This window comes from Tessaracoccus sp. MC1627, from assembly GCF_014164725.1.
GTDB lineage: Bacteria > Actinomycetota > Actinomycetes > Propionibacteriales > Propionibacteriaceae > Arachnia.
This window is the reverse complement of sequence record NZ_JACJGA010000005.1, coordinates 25373-50838: the sequence shown is the minus strand read 5'-3', so window position 1 is coordinate 50838 and position 25466 is coordinate 25373. Positions and strand designations below refer to the sequence as shown.

At 69.8% G+C, this 25466-nt stretch carries 23 protein-coding genes; 19 read left to right on the top strand and 4 right to left on the bottom strand.

Annotated elements, in window-relative coordinates; all coding sequences use genetic code 11:
• Position 1: 1 nt before the first annotated feature.
• Genes H5399_RS11330 through H5399_RS11310 form a run of 5 tightly spaced genes read left to right on the top strand, consistent with a single transcriptional unit; the run spans position 2 to position 5322 of the window.
• The gene (locus H5399_RS11330) at positions 2-1045 is read left to right on the top strand and encodes a glycosyltransferase family 4 protein (protein ID WP_182783166.1); all 1044 of its coding nucleotides are present in this window, start codon (positions 2-4) and stop codon (positions 1043-1045) included.
• Complete coding sequence (locus H5399_RS11325) at positions 1042-2070, top strand: glycosyltransferase family 4 protein (protein WP_182783165.1); 1029 nt, start codon at positions 1042-1044, stop codon at positions 2068-2070. Before H5399_RS11330 ends, H5399_RS11325 begins: the two co-directional genes overlap by 4 nt.
• Complete coding sequence (locus H5399_RS11320; protein ID WP_182783164.1) at positions 2070-3002, top strand: glycosyltransferase family 2 protein; 933 nt, start codon at positions 2070-2072, stop codon at positions 3000-3002. The genes H5399_RS11325 and H5399_RS11320 overlap by 1 nt, the downstream gene beginning before the upstream one ends.
• Positions 3002-4150 (top strand): glycosyltransferase, encoded by a 1149-nt coding sequence (locus H5399_RS11315; RefSeq protein ID WP_182783163.1) that lies wholly within the window; start codon positions 3002-3004, stop codon positions 4148-4150. The genes H5399_RS11320 and H5399_RS11315 overlap by 1 nt, the downstream gene beginning before the upstream one ends.
• Positions 4147-5322 carry an O-antigen ligase gene (locus tag H5399_RS11310; RefSeq protein WP_182783162.1) on the top strand — a complete coding sequence of 392 codons (1176 nt, stop codon included), beginning with the start codon at positions 4147-4149 and terminating at the stop codon, positions 5320-5322. The genes H5399_RS11315 and H5399_RS11310 overlap by 4 nt, the downstream gene beginning before the upstream one ends.
• Here the strand turns inward: H5399_RS11310 and H5399_RS11305 are convergent.
• Positions 5316-6860: a polysaccharide biosynthesis tyrosine autokinase gene (locus H5399_RS11305; protein WP_182783161.1), complete on the bottom strand. Its 1545-nt coding sequence runs from the start codon at positions 6858-6860 to the stop codon at positions 5316-5318. The genes H5399_RS11310 and H5399_RS11305 overlap by 7 nt on opposite strands.
• 145 nt (positions 6861-7005) lie before the next feature.
• On the opposite strand from H5399_RS11305, the gene H5399_RS11300 reads away from it, so the two are divergent.
• The 6 genes from H5399_RS11300 to H5399_RS11275 all read left to right on the top strand — a co-directional run bounded on the left by H5399_RS11300 (position 7006) and on the right by H5399_RS11275 (position 12053).
• Entirely contained in the window at positions 7006-8424 is a 1419-nt protein-coding gene (locus H5399_RS11300) for a sugar transferase (protein ID WP_182783160.1), read from the top strand.
• 76 nt (positions 8425-8500) lie between these two features.
• Complete coding sequence (locus H5399_RS11295; RefSeq protein WP_182783362.1) at positions 8501-9880, top strand: sugar nucleotide-binding protein; 1380 nt, start codon at positions 8501-8503, stop codon at positions 9878-9880.
• Positions 9877-10776, top strand: a complete 900-nt coding sequence (locus tag H5399_RS11290) for a 2-nitropropane dioxygenase (RefSeq protein WP_182783159.1) — start codon at positions 9877-9879, stop codon at positions 10774-10776. The genes H5399_RS11295 and H5399_RS11290 overlap by 4 nt, the downstream gene beginning before the upstream one ends.
• Complete coding sequence (locus H5399_RS11285; RefSeq protein ID WP_182783158.1) at positions 10773-11033, top strand: PqqD family protein; 261 nt, start codon at positions 10773-10775, stop codon at positions 11031-11033. Before H5399_RS11290 ends, H5399_RS11285 begins: the two co-directional genes overlap by 4 nt.
• Positions 11026-11763: a hypothetical protein gene (locus tag H5399_RS11280; protein ID WP_182783157.1), complete on the top strand. Its 738-nt coding sequence runs from the start codon at positions 11026-11028 to the stop codon at positions 11761-11763. Before H5399_RS11285 ends, H5399_RS11280 begins: the two co-directional genes overlap by 8 nt.
• The gene (locus H5399_RS11275; RefSeq protein WP_182783156.1) at positions 11760-12053 is read left to right on the top strand and encodes a PqqD family peptide modification chaperone; all 294 of its coding nucleotides are present in this window, start codon (positions 11760-11762) and stop codon (positions 12051-12053) included. The genes H5399_RS11280 and H5399_RS11275 overlap by 4 nt, the downstream gene beginning before the upstream one ends.
• Here H5399_RS11275 and H5399_RS11270 read toward each other — a convergent pair.
• Complete coding sequence (locus tag H5399_RS11270; protein ID WP_182783155.1) at positions 12043-12945, bottom strand: HAD family hydrolase; 903 nt, start codon at positions 12943-12945, stop codon at positions 12043-12045. The two genes, H5399_RS11275 and H5399_RS11270, sit on opposite strands and share 11 nt — an antisense overlap.
• Before the next feature lie 200 nt (positions 12946-13145).
• On the opposite strand from H5399_RS11270, the gene H5399_RS11265 reads away from it, so the two are divergent.
• From H5399_RS11265 to pknB, 8 genes are all read left to right on the top strand, one after another.
• A complete protein-coding gene (locus H5399_RS11265; RefSeq protein WP_182783154.1) occupies positions 13146-13919 on the top strand; it encodes a hypothetical protein in 774 nt (257 codons plus the stop codon).
• A gap of 36 nt (positions 13920-13955) precedes the next feature.
• Entirely contained in the window at positions 13956-14990 is a 1035-nt protein-coding gene (gene meaB, locus H5399_RS11260) for a methylmalonyl Co-A mutase-associated GTPase MeaB (protein WP_182783153.1), read from the top strand.
• A 909-nt stretch (positions 14991-15899) separates the two neighbouring features.
• Entirely contained in the window at positions 15900-16607 is a 708-nt protein-coding gene (locus H5399_RS11255) for a DUF3662 and FHA domain-containing protein (RefSeq protein WP_182783152.1), read from the top strand.
• A gap of 2 nt (positions 16608-16609) precedes the next feature.
• Positions 16610-17071 (top strand): FHA domain-containing protein, encoded by a 462-nt coding sequence (locus H5399_RS11250; protein WP_182783151.1) that lies wholly within the window; start codon positions 16610-16612, stop codon positions 17069-17071.
• A gap of 3 nt (positions 17072-17074) precedes the next feature.
• On the top strand, positions 17075-18520 hold the full coding sequence (locus H5399_RS11245) for a PP2C family serine/threonine-protein phosphatase (protein ID WP_182783150.1): 1446 nt from the start codon (positions 17075-17077) through the stop codon (positions 18518-18520).
• Positions 18520-19914 (top strand): FtsW/RodA/SpoVE family cell cycle protein, encoded by a 1395-nt coding sequence (locus tag H5399_RS11240; protein ID WP_182783149.1) that lies wholly within the window; start codon positions 18520-18522, stop codon positions 19912-19914. Before H5399_RS11245 ends, H5399_RS11240 begins: the two co-directional genes overlap by 1 nt.
• Positions 19911-21338, top strand: coding sequence for a penicillin-binding protein 2 (locus tag H5399_RS11235; protein ID WP_182783148.1), 1428 nt, complete (start codon positions 19911-19913; stop codon positions 21336-21338). Before H5399_RS11240 ends, H5399_RS11235 begins: the two co-directional genes overlap by 4 nt.
• A 68-nt stretch (positions 21339-21406) precedes the next feature.
• On the top strand, positions 21407-23251 hold the full coding sequence (gene pknB, locus H5399_RS11230; RefSeq protein ID WP_182783147.1) for a Stk1 family PASTA domain-containing Ser/Thr kinase: 1845 nt from the start codon (positions 21407-21409) through the stop codon (positions 23249-23251).
• Between the two features lie 698 nt (positions 23252-23949).
• On the opposite strand, the gene H5399_RS11225 is transcribed toward pknB, so the two are convergent.
• Entirely contained in the window at positions 23950-24588 is a 639-nt protein-coding gene (locus H5399_RS11225; protein WP_182783146.1) for an aminodeoxychorismate/anthranilate synthase component II, read from the bottom strand.
• Between the two features lie 62 nt (positions 24589-24650).
• A complete protein-coding gene (locus tag H5399_RS11220; RefSeq protein WP_255422274.1) occupies positions 24651-25430 on the bottom strand; it encodes a DUF881 domain-containing protein in 780 nt (259 codons plus the stop codon).
• Positions 25431-25466: the final 36 nt, after the last annotated feature.

The following is a 25466-nucleotide window of genomic DNA, read 5'->3' as shown; positions in this document are numbered from 1 at the left end:
CGTGACCAGGCGAGCACTGTGGGTCACCCCGGTCAGCAACCTGGCGGGCGTCTCACGCAAGATCCTCGACGCGGCCCGCGTGGGCATTCCCGGATACGCCCTCACCGTCGCCGCTCCGGCCGGCCCCGTGCTCGACAGGCTGGCGCAGCTGGGCGTCCCCACCCACGTCCTACCCCTCGACAGCTCGCCCGTCCAGGCGGTCCGCCAGCTGAGGACGATCATCCTCGACCTGAAGCCCGCCGTCGTCCACACCCACCTCGCGCGGGCCGACTTCCTCGTCCCCGCCGCGGCTTTCGGCCTGCCCACGCACCTGGTGTCGTCCGAACACGGCATCGCGGCCGACGACCGGCTCTACCACAGCGGCCGGGCCAAGGCGCTCGTCCGCCGAGCACTTCACCACGCCCGATCCCGTCGCTACGACGCGCTCATCGCCGTCAGCGAGTCGACCAAGCGTGAGATGATCCGCGCCTGGCGACCCACCCCGCCGATCCACGTCGTCCTCAACGGCGTCGACCGCCCGCAGTGCCAGCCCCGCGAGCCCGGCACGAGGTTCCTCAGCCTCGCGCGGCTGGCCCCCGAGAAGCGCATCCCGGACACTCTCCGGGCCTTCGCGCGCCTCGCCGGCGACCTCCCCGCCGCGACCCTCACCGTCGCGGGCGACGGGCCCGCTCGAGCAGAGGCCGTCTCGCTGGCCCACGACCTCGGCCTCGCCGACCGGGTCACCTTCCCGGGCTACCTGGAGCCGGAGGACGCACTCGCCGACCACGACGTTCTGGTGCAGCTGTCGGCGTGGGAGAACGCCTCGTACTCGGTCCTAGACGCCGTGGTCCACGGCCTGGGCGTCGTCGCCACCCCCGTCGGCGGCAACCCGGAGATTCTGCCTGGCCACTGCATGGCCGACGGCGACGACGTCGAGCGCGTAGCGGCGCTCCTCCGCGAGCAGGCGCTTCAGGTGGACCGGCGCCCGACGCTCCCCGGCGGCTGGCCCTCGGTCGCCGACATGACCGCCCAGATCGCGGCGGTGTACGAAGAGGTCATCGGATGAGGATCAGCTTCGCGGCCAACCACGGCGACATAGGCGGCGGCGAGGTGATGCTGCTGGCGATGGCGAGGGCGGCGCGCGCACTGGGGCGCGACGTCGAGGTGGTCACCCCCGGGGGGGCCCTCGCGGAGGCGGCCATGGCCGACGACTTCCGAACCGTCACGATTCACGCCGGCTCCACGCCCAGCTACCTGGCCAACCTCCGACGGTGGGCGCGCCAGTCCCGGCCGGAGCTGCTCTGGTGCAACGGGCTGAAGCCGGCCTTCGCCACGTCGTTGCTGCCCAACCGGGTCGTGCACCTCCACTCGCTGCCGGTCGGGCCGATGGGCGCCCTCGCTGCCATCGCAGTGCGGCGCGCGACCGCCGTCGTGGTGCCGTCGCAGTGGATGAACTCGCAGCTGGGCGGGCACCTCCGCGTCCTGCCCAACTGGACGGAGTCCCTCGCCCTGGAGCCCCTTCCGCCGCCGGCCACTCCCGCCGACCGGCCGATCCGGCTCGGCTTCCTGGGGCGGCTCACCAGCGAGAAGGGCGCGCGCGTGCTGGCTCGAGTCGTCGCCTCGCTCAACGCGTCCGACCCGGGGCGCTACCAGGTGATCGTGGGGGGCGCCTCCCGGTTCACGAGCGAGTCGGACGCCGACGACACCGCGGCCGCACTCGCCGCGCTGGACCCGCCCACCGAGTTCCTCGGCTGGGTCGACCGCGGTGAGTTCTTCTCCAAGGTGGACCTGGCCGTGTTCCCCTCGGTGTTCCCGGAGTCGTTCGGCCTCGTCGCGGCCGAGGCCATGGCGGCGGGAATCCCGTTCGTGATCTCCGACGCCGGGGCCCTGGCGGAGGTCACCGACCACGACCCCCGGTTCATCGCCAAGGCGGGCGACGCCAACTCCCTCGCCGCGGCCATCCGGGCGGCGGCCACCGCCTATCCCGCCGAGCAGATCTCACGCTCCCGGGCACGTTGGGAGGAGGAGTTCTCACCTCGCGCCGGGACGGAGCGCTTCGGGGCCCTGCTGGACTCGCTGGAGGCCCGCTGATGACACTCGCGTCGATCGTGATCCCCAGTCGTGGTGGCGCCTCGCGCCTGCCCCGGCTGCTGAACGCCCTCGCCGCTCAGGACGATCCGAAGTGGGAGGCGATCGTGGTGGTGGACGGCGACGTCGACGGGTCCGAGCAAGTCCTCGCCCGCTACCAGCACCTCCCGGTTCGGGCCATCGTGTTCCCGGAGAACCGCGGCCGGGTCGCGGCGCTCAACGCCGGCTTCGAGGCCGCCGACGGCGACGTCTTGATTCGGTGCGACGACGACCTGGAGCCCGGAACCGGCTACGTGCGGCTGCACAAGGCCGCCCACTCCGACTCGCCCGGCGGAGCAATCGGGCTCCCCCTCAACGTGTCGGCCGTGACCCCCTACTGGCGCGTCTACGGGCAGCCAACCGACCAGAGATTCCGGTCGCAGGCGTACGCCACGGACCCAGCCAAGCAGTGGCGCTACTGGGGGGGAAACGTCTCCGTCACCCGCCCCGTCCACGAGGCTGTCGGGGCCTACAGCGCCGACTACCGGGCCTACGGCTTTGAGGACGTTGACTACGGGTACCGCATCCATCAGGCGGGCTACCCGGTCCGACTGGTGGAGAATCTGGAGACCCCACACCACATGGCGGCGGTGACGACGAGGATCCGCAGCAACCGCGCCTTCCACTCGGGAGCCGCGAGGCGCATCTTCGAGGCTCGGCACGGCGTCGGGGTCCTCGGGGATCCCACCGATCTCGACCCGAGCGCGTGGAACCGTCTGGTCCTGGGGCTCGGCGGCGCGCTGAACGCCCCGCTCGTGCAGATGCTCGCGGCTCTGGCTGATGCGGCGGCCCGACTCCTTCCGTCGCCCGTGGCCCGTAAGCTCGTGGCCCTCACGGTGGAGTCGGCGGCGCTCGCGGGGTACCGCAACGCCCACCAAGTGTCGTTGGAGGTGTAATGGCAGCCCGTCCCCGCGTGGCCATCGCGCACGACTACTTCACCCAGCGCGGCGGCGCTGAGCGCGTCGCGCTGGCGATGCTGCGCGCCTTCCCCGACGCGACCCTCTACACCACCGTGTACAACCCCGAGACCACGTTCCCCGAATTGCGCGACGCCCGGGTCATGACGCTGCCCCTCAACAACCTGGCGGCCCTCCAACGTGACCACCGCTTCGGCCTCCCGCTATACCAGGGCGCGATCGACCGGGCTCCGGTCATCGACGCCGACGTGCTGCTGGTCTCCACCACCGGCTTCGCCCATGGCTTCCGCACCACCGGCAGGAAGCTCGTGTACTGCCACTCCCCCGCTCGCTTCCTGTACCTGGCCGAGGACTACCTCGGCGGGGCGCCGGCGAAGTCGCCCGTCGGATGGCTGCTCTCCGCCCTCCGTCCGAAGCTGGTGCACTGGGATCAGCGGGCCGCCCGCTCCGCGGACCGCTACCTGGCGAACTCCACCGTCGTGAGGCAGCGGATCAGCGACGTCTACGGCATCGACGCGACCGTGGTGCCGGCTCCGCCGGCTGTGAACTCCGCCGTCGCCCCCCACCCCATCGCCGCGCTCGCCGACTGGGACGAGGGTTTCTACCTGGTGGTGTCCCGCCTGCTGCCCTACAAGAACGTGGACAAGGTGATCGCCGCCTTCCGCGAGTTGCCAATGGAACGACTGGCCATCGTCGGCCGCGGGCCGCTGTCCGAGGAGCTTCGCCGCGACCTCCCGGTCAACGTGAGGATGCTCGAGGGCCTCACCGACGGGGAGCTGGCCTGGGCATACGGCCAAGCCGCGGCGCTCATCGCGCCCAGCTTCGAGGACTACGGCCTGACCCCCCTCGAGGCCGCGGCCCTCGGGACGCCGACGCTCGCCCTCCGCGCTGGCGGCTACCTCGACACCGTCGTCGCTGGGGTCACCGGCGCGTTCTTCGATGCCCCCACGGCCGGGGCGATCGGCGACGCCGTCCGGGGCAACACCGGCCGGGCGTGGGACGCATCCCAGATCCGCGCACATGCCACCGCATTCGACGAGTCGCACTTCGCCGCGGCCTTGAGGCGGCACGTCGCCGAGCTTGTGCCACACTCGTGGGCTAGCACGGAAGACGGGAGGCCACGGTGAGTACCACGGACACCACCCTGGCTGTTCCTGACGCGGACTCACCAAGGGAGAACCGCTGGCTGGAGGAGTGGGGCGACATCGTCATCCCAGTGTTCCTCCTAGGCATGCTCATCCCCGTGCGAGGGGTTGAGTTCCTCATCCCTGCCCTGACTCTTCCGGTCAACACCCTCGCCTGCGCCGCATTGGTAGGCATAGGCGTCTGGGCGGGCGCACGCTGGAAGGCGGGCAGCGTCCTGGTCTCGCTGGCCGGGACGGGGCTCGTGCTCTGGCTGGTGGGCTGGACGCTCTGGATGCACGGCCTCGACGAGCTCCGGCGCTCCCTCAACATCATCACCCTCTTCGCCGTCGCCGCCGTCCTCGGCGCCGGCCGCCTGCACGTCCGCTCGGTCACCAGGGGGGTGGTGATAGGCATGATCATCGCCCTGGCTTTCAGCGCCGCGCTCATTCCAGGCAGCAGCTACGAGGGCAGGCTCACCGGCGTGCTGGGGGACCCGAACGCGGCGGGCTACGTGCTCACGACGCTTGGATTCGCGGTCATCCAGTCACTGCGCACCCGCCGTGCCCGCCTGGCGTTCTGGGCCGTGGTGGGCATCGGGGTGCTCCTGACCGTCTCTCGGACGACGCTGTTCGCCTACGCAGTCGCCACCCTCTGGGTGTGGTTCGCGCCGCGGATTAATCGCCTGCTCAGTGTCGCGACTCTCGGAGTGTCCGCGGCTCTCTACGCCTGGATGGATGCCTTGGCGGAAGAACGGGGCTGGTTCACCGAACGCTCAGGCTCGGACGACCTCCGCGCGGCCCTCGCTCTTGCCGAACAGCAGATGGTTCGGGATGCGGGATGGCTCGGCCAGGGGCTTGGCACGGCGGAGGTACAGATCAGGGGCACCACCCTGTTCTTCCACAACAGCTACCGGGCGATGCAGACCGAGGGCGGCCTCATCGCCATGGGCCTTCTGATCGCCCTGATCGTCGGCGTCTTCCTCATGTTTCACCAGCTACCCGCGAAGGACCGACCTGTCTGGGCCGAGGGCGCGCTCATCTGCGGCCTTATCTGTTCCTTCAACATTGGCTTTTCCCTGACCAGCCCGCCGATTGCCGTGGCTCTGGGTCTCTACCTCGCCTATCACGGAGCGGCGCGTGAGCGGATTGCAGCGGAGGCGGACGGAGGTCAGTGACCTGCGCTGCGCTTCGCGGAGCGTGGAACAGTCACCGGCGGAGTGACGTCACCGGGAATGCGAGCGAGGGGCTCTGACGGGGCTGCGGCGCGTCGGACCGTGATGGGCGCGGTGTCCTCCTCGGTGAGCAGGGTGTCTCCGGTGCCGTAGTAGGCCTGATAAGCGCCGCCGTGTCCGGCGCCGTACACCACATCACCCATGCTCTTGCGATGCGCTCGATGCAGAACCGTGCCCAGTACCGAGCCACCCACCTGCTTCAGCAGCTTCGTCGCCATCCGTAACTGCTCCTTGTGCGTCTTCCCCACCCGAGCAACCAGAACCGCCCCGTCGGTGGACGCCGTCAGGAGGCCAGCGTCGGTGACCGCCAGGATCGGCGGCGCATCGGTGATCACGAAGTAGTGCTTTGAGAGGCCCGCCAGAAGCGTCTTCATGCGCCGCGAGCCCACCATCTCCGAAGGGTTGGCCGGTACCTTGCCCGAGGTGAGGACCATGAGATTCGGCTCGCTCGTGCGCTGCAACGCGTCGTCCACGGACACGTCACCCACGAGCACCTGCGAAAGCCCGATCGCGTTGTCCGCGCCGAAGATCGTGTGCTGCACCGGCTTGCGCAGATCGGCATCGATGAGCACCACGGGCTGCCCCGACCGCGCGATCAACACTGCGAGGGTGGATGAGATGGTGGACTTACCCTCGCCCGGGTTCGCCGACGTGACCACGATCGATCTGGGCGGCGAGTCGATGTTGACGTAGCGCAGGTTGGTGCGGAGCTGGCGCAGCGCCTCTCCGGCCGGACCGAGCTTGGACAGGCTGATCCGAGCCCCGGTGCGCGCCTCGGACAGTTCCTTGGTGTCCGGGATCACACCGAGGACTCCGTGCCCGGTTTCAGCCTCGACGTCCGCCATAGTGCGCACCCTCACGTCCAGCTTCGAGCGGGCGAAGGCAACGGCCAACCCAAGCCCGAGCCCGGCGCCGGTCCCGATGAGGAGGAGTCGAAGCCAGTTCGGCGAGACCGGCTCGGAGGATGCGGAGGCGGGGCTGTATGTCGCGATCCGAACCGCGACATCGTCCGGATTCGCCGGCGTCCCCTCCTCAGTGGGGGTGCGCATCTCCAGGGCGAGCGCCTCGGCGGCGAGCGCCTCGAGTCCGGCGTCGGCCAGCAGCCGCGCCTCCTCACCCGAACCGCCGGTGGCGCTGACTGTGAGCAGCGGCGTGCCCGTCACAGTACTGGCGCTGATCGATCCGTTGGCGGCCGAAGGGTTCTCCTGGATGGAGGGTGCCTCCGCGGCGCGGTCCCGCACGGCCGCCGTCCCGGCCAAGGCCACGTAGACCGCCGCGCGCTGTTGCGCGAGCGCGCTGCCGCTCATGGCGCCGCCGACGCTCGTGTTGTCCCCGGCGACGACGATGCCCGTTGCGCTCGACTGGTACACCACCGGCTGCAGGTAGGCGTAGCCCGCCGCCGCCACGAGGCCCAGGAGGGTCATGATGGCGATCAGGCGCGCGTCGTGGCGCAGAAAGCGGACGAACTCGATGAGCGTCACGTACGGAACCCCCGGACATAATCGCGGGTGCCGCCCCGCGGTCCTCCCGAGTATAGGCACCGCCCGCAGGGCACGCACCGTCGAGGATTCGGCGTCCGCCACACCCACTGGCTAGAGTGCTCGGAAGGGGGTGTTGGGGAGCACTATGCGTAATCTGTATCGCTGGGCACTCGTCGCCCTGGATACTGCCCTGATTTCTGCTGCTGCGGTTGCCGCGGTGGCGCTGCGCAGGTGGGTCCCCTTCCTCCGGAGCATCAACGACGCGGAGCAACTCGTCATCCCCGTTGCCCCACTCATCGTGGTGGGATGGCTGCTCGCACTGGCCTTCGGCGGGGCATACCGCCCGCGCCACTGGGGCTTCGGAGTGGCCGAGTACCGCCAGGTGTTCAACTCATCGCTGCTGTTCCTGCTCGCTCTGGGCTTCTTCGCCTTCATCTTCAACTACCCGCTGTCCAGGGGATTCGTCGCCATCCTGGTGGCCATCGGCATCCCCGCCCTGCTTCTGGGGCGCCGCACCGCGAGGCGGATCCTGCAACAGCTGCGGGTGTCCGGTCGCTTCTGTCTGCCCACCCTGGTGGTCGGGGACAGAGGCGCCGTCGACGATGTCGTGGCCGTGCTGCGGAGGGAGACGTGGCTCGGCTACACCCCGGTGGGCGTGGTGGCTCCGCCCGACGACGAGTCGATCGACGTCGACGCGAGGTCAGACAGCGACATCGACGAGGTGGGCACCCTCGACGACCTCCTGAGCGTGATCGATCGCACCGGTGCCCGGGCCGTGATCTTCACCACGGGCTCCGTCCGACGCGGGCGCGAGTTCAACGAGATGGCCCGCAAGTTGGAGGGCCACCGCGCCGAGATGGTGGTGGTCCCCGCCATGACCGACATCTCCAGCCAGCGCATCCACGTGACGCCCGTGGCCGGACTCCCGCTCATGCACGTGGGAAAGCCGCAGGCGGAGCGGTCCCTCAGGTTCACCAAGCGAGCCTTCGACCTGGTCGCCTCAGTACTGCTGTTGGTGCTGCTGTCCCCCCTCATGCTGGTGACAGCCCTCGTCATCAAGCTGAGCGACGGCGGGTCCGTGCTCTTCAGGCAGCAACGCGTGGGCATGGGAGGAGAGCCGTTCCAACTGCTGAAGTTCCGCTCCATGGTGCAGAACGCCGAGCAGATCCGGGCCGAAGGCCTCGAGGACGCCAACGAGGCGGAGGGTGCCCTGTTCAAGATCAGAAACGACCCCCGCATCACCCCCTTTGGGCGCTTCATCCGCCGCTTCTCCATCGACGAACTCCCCCAACTGTTCAACGTGCTGCGAGGGGAGATGAGTCTCGTCGGGCCGCGCCCGGCCATGGAGCAGGAGGTGGCGCTCTACCTGACTCATGTGCGGCGTCGATTGGACGTGCGGCCAGGCATCACGGGCCTGTGGCAGGTGTCGGGCAGATCCGACCTCGGGTGGGACGACACCGTCCGTCTCGACCTCTACTACGTGGACAACTGGTCCATGCTTCAGGACATCGTCATCCTCCTGCGCACCTTCCGCGCGGTCGTGAGCTCGCGCGGCGCCTACTGACGAGGATGGAGCGAGCGCCAAGGCATCCACCGGCTAGGCTGGCCGCGTGACCAACGCTGTGCGCCCAGGGGAGGGGATCGCAGGGCTCAGCCTCTCCTCAACCTCGATCCCCGGCCTCCTGATCCTCACCCTGCCCCTCCACGGCGACGCCCGCGGATGGTTCAAGGAGAACTGGCAGCGCGCCAAGATGATGACCCTCGGGCTGCCCGATTTCGCGCCCGTGCAGCAGAACATGAGCTTCAACGCCGAGGCCGGCGTCACCCGCGGCATCCACGCCGAGCCGTGGGACAAGCTGGTCTCAGTCGCCACCGGGCGCGTGTTCGGGGCCTGGGTGGACCTGCGCGAGGGCGACACCTTCGGCGCCGTGGTCACTCACGAGATCGGCCCAGACACCGCCGTCTTCACCCCCAGCGGCGTGGGCAACGCCTACCAGGCCCTCGAAGCAGGCACCTGCTACTCGTACCTGGTCAACGAGCACTGGTCAGCCGAGACCAAGTCCCAGTACACCTTCGCCAACCTCAACCACCCGGGCATCGACTGGCCAATGCCCCTCGAATCGGCCATCGTCTCCGAGGCCGACCGCACCCACTCGGCTCTCGCCGACGTCATCCCGATGCCCCGGCCCCGCCCCGTCGTCACCGGGGCCGGCGGCCAACTCGGCCAGGCACTGCGCCGGCTCCTTCCGGACGCCCAATTCCTCGATCGAGACGAACTCGACATCACTGATGCCGACGCCGTCGCCGCCTTCCCGTGGGGACGGGCCTCCGCGATCATCAACGCCGCCGCCTGGACCGCCGTCGACGCCGCCGAAGCCGACGGACGGGCTGCCTGCTGGGCGGTCAACGTGACCGGCACTGCCAACCTCGTCGCAGCCGCCAACCGCCACCGGCTCCCCCTCGTGCACGTCTCCTCCGACTACGTCTTCGACGGCACCCGCGACACCCACGCCGAGGACGAGCCCTTCTCACCCCTCAGCGCCTACGGCGCCTCCAAGGCCGCCGCCGACGCGCTCGTCGCCACCCTGCCCCGGCACTACATCCTGCGCACCAGCTGGGTGATCGGAGACGGCCCCAACTTCGTGCGCACCATGGCCCGCCTCGCCGACTCCGGGATCAGCCCCGCCGTCGTCGACGACCAGTTCGGCAGGCTCACCTTCGCCGACGACCTCGCCCGGGCAACGCTCCACCTCGTCGAGACGGGCGCCCCCGCCGGCATCTACAACGTCACCTCCGACGGCAACCCGATGTCGTGGTTCGACGTGGCCACCGCCGTCTTCGACGCCCGCGGCGCTCAGGGCCGCGTGACCCGCACAGACACCGCGACATTCTCAGCCGGCAAGATCACCGCACCACGCCCGCGACACAGCACCCTCGACCTGGCCAAAATCAAGGCCACCGGATTCCAGCCCAGCGACGGCACCGAAGCCCTCCGCCGTTACCTCGACGCCCTGCGATGACGAAAGAGCCCTCCCTCCACGTCCGGCTACGCCTCACCCACGGCGTGCTGCAGCGCATCGCCGACAAGGCCGGGGCGGACGTCCTGCACGTCAAGGGGCCGGCCGTCGCGCGGGAACTGCTCGACACCCGCGACATCCACGACGCCGAGGGCAGCTTCGAACGCACCGAGATCATTCACCGCAACAGCAGCGACGCAGATCTCCTCATCCGCCCCGAGCACGTCCACCGCTTCCTCGACGGGGCCTCCCGGCACGGCTGGATCCGCAAGACCAGCTTCTCCACCAGCTCAGCCTTCGGCCACGCGATGAACATCTTCCATCCCACCCTAGGCAACGCCGACGTGCACCGCCGCTTCCCCGGCCTCGCGCCGGAGGCGTTCGACGAGCTGTGGCGGGCCCGCACAAGCACGGACCTGGGTCACGTGCCGTGCCCCACGCCGTCGGTCACGGCGCAGCGGCTGCTCCTCCTCCTGCACTCCGCGCGCAGCGGCCCCCACCACCCCGATACGGGTCGTGCTTGGGACCGCGCCACCGCCGACGAGCGCACGGGGGTGCTCGCCCTGGCGCGACATCTCGGCGCCGAGATCGGGGTGGCGGCCGCCGTCGGGGACCTGGAGGCCTTCAGGGACCATCCCGAGTACCTGTTGTGGAAGCACTTCCGCGACGGCAACCCGAGCCGCCTCGACGAATGGCGTGCTCGCTGGCGGGCAGCGACCACCGTCGGCAAGAAGGCCGCCGTCGTCCAGGGGCTGCTGTTCTTCGACCCGTCCCTACTCGAGGCCGAGCTGGGGCACGCGCCCAGCCACCGCGAGGTGGCTCAGCGTACGCTGCTGCGATGGAGACGACTGCTCGGCGAGCTGGCCGCCCGTCGCACCTCGACGGGGGGCAGAGCATGACGCACCGCCACCATCCCGAGGTGGTCTGGGAGGACGACGAGGATCGCGTGGTGGCCACGGCCCCCACCGTCGGGGAGGTGGTGATCCTCGACGGCACCGCCGCCCTCATCTGGCACTGCCTCGACGGCGCCACCACAGACGAGATCGTCGCCACGGTGAGCGAGGCAACAGGCACAGAGGCGGCGGAGATCCACGCCCACGTTGCCGCATATCTGGCCGATCTCACGGCGAGAAAGCTCGCGGTCTCCGATGAGTGAGGCACCCCACACGCTCACCCTCGCGGGCCTCGGCACAGGGATCGCAGTGGACCTCGGCGACTCCGGCCTCGACCTCGACGCCGTCCGGCACCTCTGGGCCCGCTGCCTCTCCCGCGACACCACCGCCCAGGCCGACGTCACCGTGAGGAAGAACTCCTCACAGGAGTCAGCCACCCAGCAGATCACCCAGGCGTTCATCGCCGCCCGCGCCGGGCAGCTCCTCATGTTCCACGCCGGGGCGGTGGCACACCCGGAGACGGGGCGCGCCCTGGTGTTCGTCGCCCCCGGCGGCACGGGCAAGTCCACGCTCACCCGCCGCCTCGGGAGGAGCTACGGCTACCTCTCCGACGAGACGGTGGGCATCGACCCGGTCACGCTGCGGATCCACCCCTACCCCAAGCCCATCACGCTGGCCCCGGACCACGGGCACCCGAAGCGGGAGAACTCCCCCGACGACCTCGGGCTGCTCCAGGCCCCCCCGTCTCCGACGCTGACTGACCTGGTGTTGCTGCGCCGCACCCCCGGCCGCGACAACGCCGCCTTCACCCCCCTGCCCGTCCTCGACGCCCTGGCCATGATCGCCCCGGAGACCTCCTCGCTCTCGAAGCTGCCCCGCCCGCTGCACCTCATGGCCGACGTGCATCGTCGCGCCGGCTGCACCCTCGTCGAATACGGCGAGGTGGAGCAGATCCTCCCGTGGTGCACCGACCACCTGGAGGGACAACAGTGATCAGGTGCGCAGACCTCACGGACTTCCTGCCTGTCGACGGCGAGTCCCTGGTCCTCCTCGACGACAAGGTCCTCCGCCTGGGCCCCGTCGCCACCCTCATCCTTGAGCTGTTGGGCAACGGGCCGGTCACCCTCGACCAGCTCACCGACGAACTGGCGGCGGCCTTCGGTACCCCGCCCGACGGCTCCCTCACGGAGGCGGTCGCGGCCCAGTTGGCCGCTCTGAACGACAACGGGCTCCTCATCATCGATGAGGAGCCCGCGGGACAGGACCCAAGCGTCAAACGGTGACCCAGGTGGGCCTCTCCGGAAGCAGCGCCTCGAACTCGGCCACCAGGGAGTCCATGTACTCCCCCCGGTAGGTGCCGCCCAGGAACCTGGGCAGCGCCTCCTCGCGGAACCGCCGCCAGGACTCGGCCTCGCTACCGGGCATGATCGGGTAGAACAGCACGCCCTCGGAGAAGGCGCTGTCGCGGTCGCCGGGCGCGTCGCCGATCAGCATGATGTGGTCATCCGGGTACTTGCCCTTGGCGGCCCAGTGCACGTGCTGGGCCTTCGAGCCCATCTCCTGCCCGGCGACCACCTTCATGTACCTCGCCAGGTCGTGCTCGTGCCACTCGCGCTCGAGCGCCTCCATCGGCGTCGCGGAGACGGTCATGCAGTCCACGTCCGGCTGCATCGCCTCGATGGCCTCGCGCACACCCGGGAAGGGTGCGCAGCCGTGCACCATCCAGGCGATGAGCTCGTTGACGCCCTTGCCCCAGGCGATGCAGCGCTCGATCTCCTCTGACGGATGGGCCTCGGCGAACTCGGCGATCCCGCGATCGGAGCGCGGGTAGCCGGAGTCCAGGAACCTCCGCAGCTCGACGCCCTCGGGCACCTTCACGCCGCGCTCCACCACCTCGGGCCGCTGCCTCAGCAGCTCGAACAGCCTGGCCAGCGCCACCCAGCGGTTCTGGCCGCGGGTGGTCGAGTACAGGTTGACGAACAGGGCCGTCTCGCGGACCAGGGTGGAGGCGGCCTGCAGGTCGAAGTACTTGATGTAGGCGGGCGTGAAGCACTCCTGGTGCTTGATGTCCATGGCGTCCATGGCGCAGCCGTCGGAGTCGATCCCGACGAAGAACTGCTTCGTGGGCTGGAAGTCGAGGAGCACCTGGGCGCGCTCGGGCATCTTGTCAGTCATCGTCGGTCCTCAGATCCGGGTGTCGGGGAAGGGGAACATCTCGGTGTTGGGCGTGCCCTTGAACTCCGACTTGCCTTCGAGCTTGTCGAGCACGATGCCGAGGTTGAAGTCGTGGTCGTCGTTCGGGCGACCTTCACCGAGATCGAAGCTGATGGCGGTGCCATGCTCCTTGGCCCGTCCAGCCCTCGCTGGTGCACTGGATGGACCGGAACGTGGCCTGGGCCACCAGCATGGTGGACCGGATCACACCGGCCACCACCGACGGGGACCTCGTGGAGGTGGCCCGCACGCAGGGCTACGTCGACGCCTCCCCGGTGCCCACCGAGCCGTTCAGCGAATGGGTGATCAGTGGGGAGTTCCCCGCCGGCCGTCCGGATTGGGAGTCCGCGGGCGTCCAGATCGTCGACGAGGTGGAGCCCTACGAGCAGCGCAAGCTGTGGATGCTCAACGGGTCGCACTCGCTGCTGGCCTACGCCGGGCCCATCCTCGGCGTCGAGACAGTGTCCGAGGCCATCGCCCACCCGACGCTGCGCGCCTGGGTTGAGCAGTGGTGGACCGAGGCCGGGGTCGGGCTACAGGTGCCGTGGGAGGACTACGCCCGGGCGCTGCTCGATCGCTACGAGAACCCCAACATCCGGCACCTCCTGGCCCAGATCGCCAGCGACGGGTCACTGAAACTGCCCGTGCGGATCATGCCGACGGTGAGTGCGTTCCGGGCGCGCGGTGAGGTGCCCGCGGCCGCCGTGCGGGCGGTCGCGGCGTGGCTGCTGCACCTCCGCGGGCACGGCGCCCCTGTGCGCGACGCCGGTGGTGAGGGCCTTGTCGGGCTCGTCGGCGAGGACCTGCAGGCCGACGCGGCCCGCGTCGTCGCGTTCCTCGACCCGTCGCTCGCCGACGACGTGCAGCTGCGGGACGCTGTGGCGGCGGCCGCCGAGGAGATCCTGGAACTCGAAGGCAACGCCAGGCGGGGCTGACGTCGCCGCGGGCGGCTGCGGCGGTAGGGTCGGGCCATGCGGAAGGTGACACCCGAGGAGTTGGCGGACCGGATCGTCGCGGGATCGCGGGGGCACATCGCCCGCGCCATCACGCTGGTCGAGTCATCGAAGCCGGAGCACCGTGAGCAGGCGCATCAGCTGCTGCGGCTGATCGCCCCGCTCACCGGCAAGGCCTTCCGCGTCGGCATCTCCGGTGTCCCCGGCGCCGGCAAGTCCACCTTCATCGACGCCATGGGGATCAAGCTGATCGATGAGCGGCACCACCGCGTGGCGGTCCTCGCGGTGGACCCGTCGTCGTCGCGGACAGGCGGTTCCATCCTCGGCGATCGCACCCGGATGGCCGAGCTCGCGGCGCGGGAGGACACGTTCATCCGGCCCTCGCCGTCGGGCGGCCACCTGGGCGGCGTGGCGCGCGCCACCCGCGAGTCCATGCTCGTCCTGGAGGCGGCCGGCTACAACGTGATCCTGGTGGAGACCGTCGGCGTGGGGCAGTCAGAGGTCGCGGTGGCGGGGATGGTGGACACGTTCCTCATGCTCCAGGTGGCCCGCACCGGTGACCAGCTGCAGGGCATCAAGCGCGGCATCCTCGAGCTCGCGGACGTGATCGCCATCACGAAGGCCGACGGCGACAACGAGCAGGCGGCTAGGGTCGCGGCACGCGAGCTGAGCATCGCGATGAAGCTGATCACCAGCGACACGAAGAAGCGCCGGGCTCCGGTGCTGACCTGCTCGTCGTACACGGGGGTGGGCCTGGACGAGCTGTGGAACACCGTCGAGAAGCATCGTGCCGAGCTGGAGGCGGAGGGGTCGCTGGCCGCCCGCCGGCTGGACCAGCAGCGCGACTGGCTGTGGAACATGGTGCGCGACGAGCTGCTGGAGTCGCTGCGGACCTCGCCTCAGGTGCGTTCTGTCGCGAAGGATGTGGAGGCGCAGTTGGCGGAGGAGGCGCTGTCGGCGCTGGAGGGGTCTCAGTTGATCCTGCGCGCGTTCGCCGACGCCCTGCCCACCTTCCCGTGGGCCCACCACGCCCACCACGGCCACCAGGCCTGACCCCAAACCCCTGGGGGCCGCCTGGGCGCCGCCCTGGGTGTCCTGACCCGTTGACGGTGCCGGGACACGTGAGCCGACGCCCGGGCGGCCGCTGTCTACGGTCTCTGCGAGTTGCGGCGAGTCACGCGTGGGTCGGGTGATCGAGGCCGCCCGGGCCTCGCCTCCCGCCTCCCCGCACTCGATTCCCCGTGGCGTGGCCCTGGGTCAGGGCGTGTGCCGGCCGGGCGGCCCTGGTGAAAGTGGGTTGAGGCGGGAGGCCAGCCTGGTGATCCTCGGGTTGGGCATCCCGACGCGCAGCCGCCCCGCCGACCCCCACCCTCGCATTTGGCTCGCGACGCAGAGCCGACCTGCCGACCCCTACACTCGCACACACCTCGCGTCGGCTCGTCTCAGGGCGGCGGGCCCTGTGGCGCCTGCGATAAGTCTGGCCGCCCGCGCTACAGCGCTGGCTGCCGAACATAGGACAGGCGGCTCCGGGGCGCCTGCGATCTAGAGCAGGCGCCGAGACGCAAGCCAGGCGTCGAGACACAAGCCAGGCGTCGAGACACAAGCCAGTCGACGCGACGGGGACAGCCAGGCGGCACACACCCGAACCCGGACACGCCACCAGCAGACGAGTGTGAGGAGACCAGGGACGAGGCCCGGGCGGCCTCACCACCCGACCACCAACGCACCGGCACCAACGCGCAGACCGTAGACAACGGCCGCCCGGGCGACGGGGCTGGGCTCCCCGCACCGGCAGCCAGGGCCAAGACAGCGGGAGCCGAGGGGAACAGAGACGGCACCGGCGGATCACGCGGCCTTCCTCCTTGTCGCAGCCCGATATCGCACCCGCGCAGGCTCGACGGTTAGACTGGCGGCGAACGTGTGCCTGGGGGGAGGCGCTGTCCAAGCACCGAGAGGAGGCACATGGGAGTCTTTGACAAAGCCGAGAAGCGGATCGAGTCCGCCGTGGGCAAGGTCTTCGCGAAGGCCTTCAAGGGTTTCGTGCATCCCGTGGAGATCGTCGCGGGCATCCAGCGCGAGCTCGACGCGGAGGCCAAGCTGCTCTCGCGCGACAAGCGCCTCGTGCCCAATGCCTTCACCATCGGCCTCTCACAGGCGGATTTCGACAGGCTCGTCCCCTACTCGAAGACCCTCAACGCCGAGATCCTGCCCGGCATCCGGGACCACGCCGCGGACCGCCACTACGTGTTCAACGGGCCCGTCACCATCGATTACTCCCTCGACGAATCGCTGCCCACCGGGCAGTTCACCGTAACCAGCCACGCCCTCCCCTCCGAGGGCGCGGGCCATTCCTCCGTTCCTGCGGCTGTCCCTGGACGGCTGGTCGTCGAGGTCAACGGCGTGCGGCATCCGCTGGTGGCGCCAGGCCTGCTGATCGGCCGCGGCGCCGAGGCGGACCTGCGGCTCAACGATCCCGGCGTCTCCCGGCGCCACGCGATGATCAGCGTCTCCGGTGACCCGGATCACCCGGTGATCACCGTCGAGGACCTCGGCTCCACCAACGGCGTGCACGTCAACGGGAGCCGGGTCACCAAGACCCGTGTCGGCGAGGGGGCCAGGATCGAGGTCGGCAACACCAGGATGCTGATCCACTCACCGACGGGATCCTGAGCGTGTCTGACCTTCTCGTCGGGACGATCAAGATCGTCTTCATGGCCATGATCTGGCTGTTCATCCTCTTCGTCGCCAACGTGGTGCGCACGGACATGTTCGGTCGCCGGGTGCCCGTCTCATCGCTCGCGGCCATCCCCGCGGACCGGGGGCGGGGCCGCAACCGTTCGAAGCTGCCCACCCGGTTCGCCATCACGGCCGGGGGGCAGCAGGGTACCGCGGTCCCCGTCGAGCCCACCATCAACCTCGGCCGCGCCGCGGACTCCACCCTGCTCCTCGACGACGACTACGCCTCCGCCCGGCATGCCCAACTGGTGCAGAAGGACCCCACCACCTGGGTGATCACGGACCTGCAGTCCACCAACGGCACCTACGTCAACGGCAAACTCGTGACAGAACCCACGAAGGTCACCGTCGGGGACGTGGTCCGCATCGGCAAGACCCTCATGCGGTTCGAGATCTGATCCATGACCTTCTCCCTCCGCTTCGCCGCCCACTCGGAAGTGGGCAGGATCCGCAAGAACAACCAGGACTCCGGCTACGCCTCCCCCACCATGCTGCTGGTCACCGACGGCATGGGCGGCGCCGCAGCGGGTGACCTGGCCTCCGCCGTCGCGGCGCAGGAGGCGGCACGCTCGGATCAGCGCGCGGCTGACGGCGAGGAGATGCTGGAGCGGATGGCCGGGATGATCGCCCGCGCCAACACGAAACTCACGGAGCTGATCGAGGAGGACCTGGAGCTCGACGGCATGGGCACCACCTTCTGCGGCGCAATGTTCAACGGCACCCAGTTCGGGCTGGCGCACATCGGCGATTCCCGCGGCTATCTGCTCCGCGACGGCGAACTCACCCAGCTCACCCACGACCACTCGTGGGTCCAGTCGCTCCTCGACGACGGCAAGATCACCCCGGAGCAGGCCGCCACCCATCCGCACCGCTCGCTCATCCTCAAGGTCCTCAACGGACAGGTCGAGTTCGAGCCGGACCTCGAAGTCCTCGACGCGCAGGTGGGCGACCGCCTCATGTTTTGCTCCGACGGGCTCAGCGGCCTGGTGGACAATGCGACCCTCCGCGAGTTCCTCACCATCGACGACGCGTCGTCTGCGATCTCCCGGCTGTCCGAGACGGCCAACGCCAACGGTGGCCACGACAACATCACCATCGTGATCGGCGACGTCGTGCCTCAGGACGACGCCCTTGACGCGCTCGAGGGCCAGCTCGTCGGCGCCGCCGTCGACCTCAAGGTCCCCCGGACGGGGCAGTTGGCCATGACGAAGGGCGGCACTGGACGCGGGCCGCAGTGGCCGCAGTCCGCACCCGCCGTCGACGTGGAGCACGACGCGGCGGAGGTGGCGCGCTACGCGCCGCACGAGGCGAAGCACCGCTGGCCCGGCATCACGGCCCTGGTCCTCGCCGTCGCTCTGGTACTCGGTGGCAGCGCGTGGGGGGTCATCTCGTACTCGCGCACCCGCTACTTCGTGGCCGCCGACGACGGGTACGTGGCGATCTACAACGGCATCCCCGGCTCACTGCTGGGGCTGGACCTCAACACCCTCACCCAGCGCACCGACATCCCCGTGACCGACCTGCCCCGTTTCTATCAGCGCGTGGTGGACGGCGCTATCCAGGTGGACAGCCTGCCCGCCGCCCGGGGCACCACCCAGCAGCTGCGCACCCTGGCCGAGCGCTGCGTCGAGGTGCGGGAGGAGAGGCAGCAGCCCACGCCGCAGCTGTCGCCGTCACCCAGCCCGACGGCCACCCCGTCGTCGACGATCCCCGGGCTGCCCACCACCACGCTGTCGGCGGTGCCCGGCGCCACCGCGCAGTCCGCTCCCCCGAGCTTCCTGCTTCCCTCCACCCTCGTCACCGCGACCCCCACGGCCAGCGCCGAGGCTGACCCCGAGGCCTGCTGATGACGGCAGCGGTCCAGCCGGCGGTCTCGGATGAGGTGATCGTCTACAAGAAGCGACGGACGGTCGAGCTGTTCCTGGTGCTGTTCGCTCAGTCGTTCGGTCTGGCCGGTTGGGTCATCACGAGCCTCAACCTCTACGGCGAACTGCCCCAGAACCTGATTCCGGTGACCGCTCTCTGGTACGGGATGGGGGTTGCCGCGCACCTCGTCGTGCGCTTCCGACTGCCCTATGCGGACCCGGTGATCCTGCCGTCGGTGTTCCTCCTCAACGGCCTGGGCCTGGCGATGATCTCGCGGATCGACCAGATCCCTGAGCCCGTCAACGACGACGCGGCCACCCAGCTGCTGTGGACGGCGCTCGGGCTGATCCTGTTCGCCGCCGTCGCGATCGGCCTCCGCGACCACCGCCGCCTCCAGCGCTACCCCTACCTCCTGTTCATCTCCGGCCTTGTGCTGCTGCTGCTGCCGCTGCTCCCGGTGATCGGCGTCTCCTCGGGTGGCGCCCAGATCTGGATCCGGGTCTTCGGCTTCTCGTTCCAGCCCGCCGAGGTGGCCAAGATCGCGCTGTCGATCGCGTTTGCCGCCTACCTCTACGAGAAGCGCGAGGTGCTCGCGCTTGCCGGTAAGCGGTTCATGGGCATCGAACTGCCCCGCGCCCGCGACCTCGGGCCCATCGCGGTGATGTGGCTGCTGTGCCTGGTGGTGATGGTGTATCAGAACGACCTGGGCACCTCGATGCTGTTCTTCGGGCTGTTCACGGTGATGATCTACGTGGCGACGGAGCGGCCCGCGTGGCCCATCCTCGCCGGCCTCTCCTTCGTCGTCGCCGCCCTTGCCGCCAACCAGTTCACCCACCACGTGCCGCGCCGCGTCAACGCCTGGCTGGACCCGTTCAGCAACTACGACCAGAACCTTCAGATCATCAGCGCGCAGTTCGGGTTCGCCTGGGGCGGACTGTTCGGCCGCGGCTGGGGCCTCGGCCGGCCCGGGCTCACCCCGCTGGCCAAGAGCGACATGATCGCGGCCGCCCTGGGTGAGGAGATCGGCGTGCTCGGGCTCATGGCCATCGTGCTGGTGTACGCGCTGCTGGTTGCGCGCGGCTTCAAGACGGCAGTCACCTCGCCCGACGGGTTCGGCAAGCTGCTGGCCACCGGGCTGAGCTTCACGTTCGCGCTGCAGGTGTTCGCCATCATCGGCGGCGTCACCCGGCTCCTGCCGCTGACGGGCCTCACCACGCCGTTCATGTCCCAGGGCGGCTCCAGCCTGATCGCCAACTGGATCATCATCGCCATCCTTATGGTGATCTCGCATCGCAGCCGGATGCCCCAGGCCGCCACGGCCGCCCCGCGCGAAATGGGTGCGGTCAACGATGAGACGGCGGTGATCAGCCGATGAACGTGCCCATCCGCAGGGTGACGGTGTTCGTGGCCCTCATGATGGCCGCGCTGCTGCTCAACCTCACCGCCATCTCGGTGGTCCAGGCCGAGGACCTCAACGCGCACCCGAGCAACCGTCGGGTCCGCGACGCCGAGTTCGCCCGCCCCCGCGGCGCCATCCTGGTGGGCAACGAGCCCATCGCCGTCTCGGTGCCCCGGCCCGGCCGGTTCCCCTACGTGCGGACCTATCCCGCGGGAGAGCTGTGGTCGACGGTGACCGGCTGGTACTCCTACGACTACGCCCGCTCCGGCCTCGAGAGCTCCTTCAACGAGGAGCTGGCCGGCACCTCGTCCGAGCAGTCGATCGACCGGATCGTCGATCTGGTCACCGGGCAGAGCTCGCAGGGCGCCAACATCTCCACCACCCTCAACCCGCGCGCCCAGGCCGCGGCCGTCCGCGCCCTGGGCAGCCAGCAGGGCGCCGCCGTCGCGATGAACTACGAGACCGGCGAGATCCTGGCCATGGTCTCCACGCCCACCTACGATCCCAACCGGCTGGCCACCGTCGACCTCGAGGTGGCGCGGGAGGCCTGGACGGAGCTCCTGGACTCCCCGGACGAGCCGCTGAAGAACCGCGCCGCCCGCGAGGTGTACCCGCCCGGCTCCACCTTCAAGCTCGTCACGGCTGCGGCGGCTCTGGAGGACGGCATGGTGCCGAGCAGCGAGTTGGATGCCCCCGCGTCGCTGCGGCTGCCCAACTCCAGCCGCTCCATCGGCAACTCCACCAACTGCGGCGGCACCACCGTGACCCTGCAGCAGGCGCTCCAGACCTCGTGCAACACGGCCTTCGGGTCCCTGGCGCTGGATCTGGGCAGCGACAAGCTGCAGGCGATGGCCGAGGCGTTCGGGTTCAACCAGGAACAGAGCCTGGACCTCGCGGCCGCCACGTCACGGTTCCCCACCGAGCTCGACGAGGCCCAGACCGCGTTGTCGGCGATCGGTCAGTACGACGTGGCCGCCTCCCCCCTGCAGATGCTGCAGGTGGCGGCCGCCATCGCCAACGACGGCGTCATGATGTCTCCCTACCTGGTCAGCACCGTGACCAACCAGGACCTGACGGTGCTGAGCTCCCGTGGCCCCGAGGTGATCGGCCAGCCGATCAGCGGCTCCACAGCCGGGCTGCTGCAGCAGATGATGGTGGCCACCGTCGAGGACGGCACCGGGCGCCCCGCGCAGACCGACGGCGTCGTGGTCGGCGGGAAGACTGGCACCGCCCAGACCGCGCCGGACCGCCCCCCCTACGCGTGGTTCGTCGGCTACGCCGAGGACCCGTCGGTGGCCATCGTCGCGTTCGTGGAGAACGCCGACGTGGACCGCGACGACATCTCCGGGGGTCGGCTCGCGGCCCCCATCTTCAAGGCCGTACTGGAGGCTCTCCGATGAACTTCTCAGACACCTCTCAGGTAGATGGCGCACTATTGTGCGTGACTGACCGAAAGGATCGTTAAGCGATGACAGAGCGAGGAGCGCTGCTCGGCGGCCGCTATGAACTCGACCAGGTGATCGGTCGGGGCGGCATGGCCGAGGTGTGGCGCGCACGGGATCTCCGTCTCGAGCGCGATGTGGCGGTCAAACGGTTGCGGGTGGACCTGGCCAGCGACCCCACGTTCCAGGCCCGTTTTCGACGGGAGGCTCAGTCCGCGGCCGGTCTGAACCACCCCAACATCGTCGCGGTCTACGACACAGGCGAGGAGCGCGACCCCTCGTCGGAGGTCTCTGTCCCCTACATCGTGATGGAGCTCGTCGAGGGCGTGACGCTGCGCGAGGTCCTGCGCGACGGCCGCAAGATCGTGCCGGACCGCGCCATGGAGTTCACGGCCGGCGTGCTCGACGCCTTGGCCTACTCACACCGCGCCGGCATCATCCACCGCGACATCAAGCCCGCCAACGTCATGCTCACCCCCAACGGCACCGTCAAAGTGATGGACTTCGGCATCGCCCGGGCTGTCGCGGACACCTCCGCCACCATGACGCAGACCGCGGCCGTGATCGGCACCGCGCAATACCTGTCCCCCGAGCAGGCGCGCGGCGAGAAGGTGGACAACCGCTCGGACATCTACTCCGTCGGCTGCCTGCTCTACGAACTGCTCACCTCGCAGCCACTGTTCAAGGGCGACTCCCCCGTGAGCGTCGCCTACCAGCACGTGCGGGAGATTCCCGTGCCGCCGTCGGAGATCGACACCGAGATCAGCCCGTCGATGGACGCGATCGTGCTGAAGTCGCTGGCGAAGGACCCGCGGGACCGCTACCAGGACGCCTCCGAGATGCGCGAGGACCTTCTCCGCGCTCTGAACGGGCAACCTGTGCTGGCCGCGTTGCCGGCAGAGCCGGCCACGAAGGTGATTCCGAGCGATCCGATGACCACCACCGCGCGACGGGGGGCTGTGGTGCCTGCTCCGTCGCCGGTGCTCTCTCCCACCGACACGGACCTGATGGAGCCCGAGGAGAAGAAGTCCAACAAGGGCGTGATCGCGCTGGCGATCGTCGCCGGGCTCATCCTGATCGCCATGGGCGTGGCCATCTGGACCATCCTCAACCCGCCTGAGCCGCCGTCGACGGCAACAGTCCAGATTCCGACGGTGGTGGGGCAGACCGAGCTGGCGGCCACCAACATCCTCACCGACGCCCGGCTGGTGCCCAACGTCACCTACGAGGCGCGCTCGGACGTCGACGAGGGGGTGGTGCTGAGCTCGGATCCAGTGGCGGGGACGATGGTGGAACCCGGGTCACGGGTGGCACTGGTGGTCTCCAGCGGGCCGGACGAGAAGACGGTGCCCGATGGGCTGACGGGGGTCACGGTCGCGGAGGCTCGACGGTTGCTCGAGGCGGCCGGACTGACCCAGGTCACCGAGGAGGATGCGGACCCGGCCACCGAGCCGATCGATGCTGTCGCGGGGAATGTGGTGTCGGTGAATCCGGCCTCCGGTGCGACGGTGCCGCCGGATCAGCAGATCGTGCTGACCGTGGCGACGGGTCGTTCGCTGGTGCCCGTGCTGACGGAGCGCACGGCGTCGGCGGCGCAGCGTGAGGCTGAGGCTGCGGGCTTCCGGGTTGAGGTCACTGAGGAGGAGACCACTGAGGTGTCGTCCGGCCTGGTCTTCGATCAGGATCAGACCGCCGGTACGGCGCTGGACCGTGGAACGGTGATCAACATCAGGGTCGCGGTGGCTCCCCCGGAGGTTGAACCCACGACGCCTCCGCCCACGAGTGAGCCACCCGTCGTTGAGACCCCGACACCTCCCCCTTCCCCGCCGGCCTCTGAGCCCCCGACTCCTGACCCGTCCGCGACCCCGTAGCCCCGGACGACGCGGAGCGGCTTGGCCCGGCCTTCCCGCTCCCTGAGCTGAGAAGGGCCGCCCATCCGCTCCCTGGGAGGGCCGCCCGCGTAGCGGCGCGGATCGTCCCCTCGCTCCCTGAGGAGGGCCGCCCGCGGAGCGGCGCAGCCGTCTTTCCGCTCCCTGAGGAGGGCCGCCCGCGGAGCGGCGAGGACCGTCCCCTTTCGCTCCCTGAGGAGGGCCGCCCGCGAAGCGGCGTGGACCGTCTCGAAGGGTCGTGACTACCACCTTCATGCAGTTCTGGTGGTCGGGTGCGGGGAGCCGTGAGTCGATGCCCAGGCGGCCGTTGTCCAGGGTCCGCTGATCGCCGCCGGTCAATCTGTGGTCGGTTTGTTGAGGCCGCCCGGGCATCGTCTCCCGTCTCCCCGCACTCGGTCCTCCCTGTGGCGTGGTCCTGTCCCGGGTGCGGGCCGGCAGGGCGGCGTTGGGGTTGGGTCTGCTTGGGCGGGATGCCAGCTGGGTGATCGTCGGGTTGGGCACCGCTGCGCAGTGCCGCCCTGCCGTCCCCAACCCGTGCGTTCACGCGCAGGTTCTGGAGCCTTCGAAATCTCCCGCGGAAGCTCGGAAATCGGGGGTGCCCGCAGAGTGTGACCTCGGGGTCGGTCTACCATCCCGGAATCCACACTCTGCGGAGGGGTGGTAGCCCCCGGGGGCCGGGATCAGTCGAGGGTGGTGGTGACCAACGGGGACATGCCCTCGGCGCGGCGCGGGGCGTCGTCGTCGCCACACTCGACCAACCAGTTGGCCAACATCTGATATCCCCCCTCGGTGAGCACCGACTCAGGGTGGAACTGGACCGCCTCGACGGCGAGGTCGCGGTGCCGGACCGCCATGATCACACCGGTCTCCGTCCGCGCCGTGACCTCAAGCACGTCAGGCACGGTCTCCTCGACGATGGCCAGCGAGTGGTAGCGCGTGGTGGTCACCGGCGATGGCAGGCCCTTGAACACGCCCTTGCCCTCGTGGAACACCGGGGAGGTCTTGCCGTGCAGCAACTCCGGCGCGCGGTCCACGACACCGCCGTAGGCCACGCCCATGGCCTGGAGGCCGAGACACACCCCGAACAGCGGCTTCACGCCGCCGAGCGTGCGCACCACGTCGACGCACACCCCGGCCTCCTCGGGCGTGCCGGGCCCCGGGGAGAGGAGCACGCCGTCGAAGCGCTTGTGCCAGCCCTCCTCCGCGAAGCGCGGATCGTCGTTGCGCCACACCTCGACCTCGGCGCCGATCTGCGCCAGGTAGGACACGATGTTGTAGACGAACGAGTCGTAGTTGTCGATCACGAGGATGGCTGCCACGCGGCCATTGTGCCACCGGGAGCCCGATCCGCCGCGCGCCGTTCGGCGGCGCCGCGACACCGTCAGCCGGCGGCCTGCGCCAGGGAGATGCCGGTTGTGCCGCTGAAGGCGGGTAGCTCCAGCTGCTGGGGCCGTTCCACCGCGTAGCCGAGGCCGTAGGCGTCAACGTACTGCCGGTAGATCTGCACCGCCTCGGACGCATCGAGCCCAGCCTGCAGCCGCTGCTGATCCCCGACGGCCTCGATCACATACGGCGGCGCGTACGGGATGCCGTGCAGCACGACGGTGTTGCCGACGCACTTGATGCCGGTGGTCGCGATCACGCGCTGGCCCTGAATGGTCATCGCCTCCGCCCCGCCGGCCCACAGCGCGTTGGCCACCGCCTGGATGTCCTGCTGGTGGACGACGAGCGCGTCGTCGTCAACACCTGCGGGGCGGACGTCGTTGGGGGCGTCGGTCAGCGTCACCCTCAGGCCCGGCCCGCCCACCGCGACCAGGCCCGCCCGGAACTCGGCTTCAGCGAGGTCGTCGGCGAGATCCCCTGTGCCCACCTGGCCCGAGCCGAGCGACGCCACCTCGGCCCGCAGCTCGTCAGCCTCCAGGCTCAACTCCGCGTTGCGCTGGCCCTGCGACACGATGAGGTCGCGCATGTCCGCGTTGCGGTCCGTCCTCAGATCCGTGCCTCGGGCTGCCAGCGCCGCCACCGTCATCATGAAGCCCGCCAGCACACAGACCAGGATGGTGGTCACCCGTCCGCGGCCGGAGCGGTGCCGAAGCTGGTTCTTGCCGATGTTGGCGCGCACGCGCGGCACCCGCTGCTTCAGCGCGCCCCACATGCCCATGGCCCCACGGTACCCGGCGCGCGGCGCGCCAGGGAT

Excerpts from the sequence above, each read along its gene's own strand:
- H5399_RS11240 (WP_182783149.1), top strand. The coding sequence starts at position 18,520 with ATGACGGCAGCGGTCCAGCCGGCGGTCTCGGATGAGGTGATCGTCTAC.
- H5399_RS11270 (WP_182783155.1), bottom strand. The coding sequence starts at position 12,945 with ATGACTGACAAGATGCCCGAGCGCGCCCAGGTGCTCCTCGACTTCCAG.
- H5399_RS11290 (WP_182783159.1), top strand. The coding sequence starts at position 9,877 with ATGACGAAAGAGCCCTCCCTCCACGTCCGGCTACGCCTCACCCACGGC.
- H5399_RS11320 (WP_182783164.1), top strand. The coding sequence starts at position 2,070 with ATGACACTCGCGTCGATCGTGATCCCCAGTCGTGGTGGCGCCTCGCGC.
- H5399_RS11325 (WP_182783165.1), top strand. The coding sequence starts at position 1,042 with ATGAGGATCAGCTTCGCGGCCAACCACGGCGACATAGGCGGCGGCGAG.
- H5399_RS11255 (WP_182783152.1), top strand. The coding sequence starts at position 15,900 with ATGGGAGTCTTTGACAAAGCCGAGAAGCGGATCGAGTCCGCCGTGGGC.
- pknB (WP_182783147.1), top strand. The coding sequence starts at position 21,407 with ATGACAGAGCGAGGAGCGCTGCTCGGCGGCCGCTATGAACTCGACCAG.
- meaB (WP_182783153.1), top strand. The coding sequence starts at position 13,956 with ATGCGGAAGGTGACACCCGAGGAGTTGGCGGACCGGATCGTCGCGGGA.
- H5399_RS11315 (WP_182783163.1), top strand. The coding sequence starts at position 3,002 with ATGGCAGCCCGTCCCCGCGTGGCCATCGCGCACGACTACTTCACCCAG.
- H5399_RS11280 (WP_182783157.1), top strand. The coding sequence starts at position 11,026 with ATGAGTGAGGCACCCCACACGCTCACCCTCGCGGGCCTCGGCACAGGG.
- H5399_RS11300 (WP_182783160.1), top strand. The coding sequence starts at position 7,006 with ATGCGTAATCTGTATCGCTGGGCACTCGTCGCCCTGGATACTGCCCTG.
- H5399_RS11235 (WP_182783148.1), top strand. The coding sequence starts at position 19,911 with ATGAACGTGCCCATCCGCAGGGTGACGGTGTTCGTGGCCCTCATGATG.
- H5399_RS11265 (WP_182783154.1), top strand. The coding sequence starts at position 13,146 with ATGGACCGGAACGTGGCCTGGGCCACCAGCATGGTGGACCGGATCACA.
- H5399_RS11220 (WP_255422274.1), bottom strand. The coding sequence starts at position 25,430 with ATGGGCATGTGGGGCGCGCTGAAGCAGCGGGTGCCGCGCGTGCGCGCC.
- H5399_RS11245 (WP_182783150.1), top strand. The coding sequence starts at position 17,075 with ATGACCTTCTCCCTCCGCTTCGCCGCCCACTCGGAAGTGGGCAGGATC.
- H5399_RS11285 (WP_182783158.1), top strand. The coding sequence starts at position 10,773 with ATGACGCACCGCCACCATCCCGAGGTGGTCTGGGAGGACGACGAGGAT.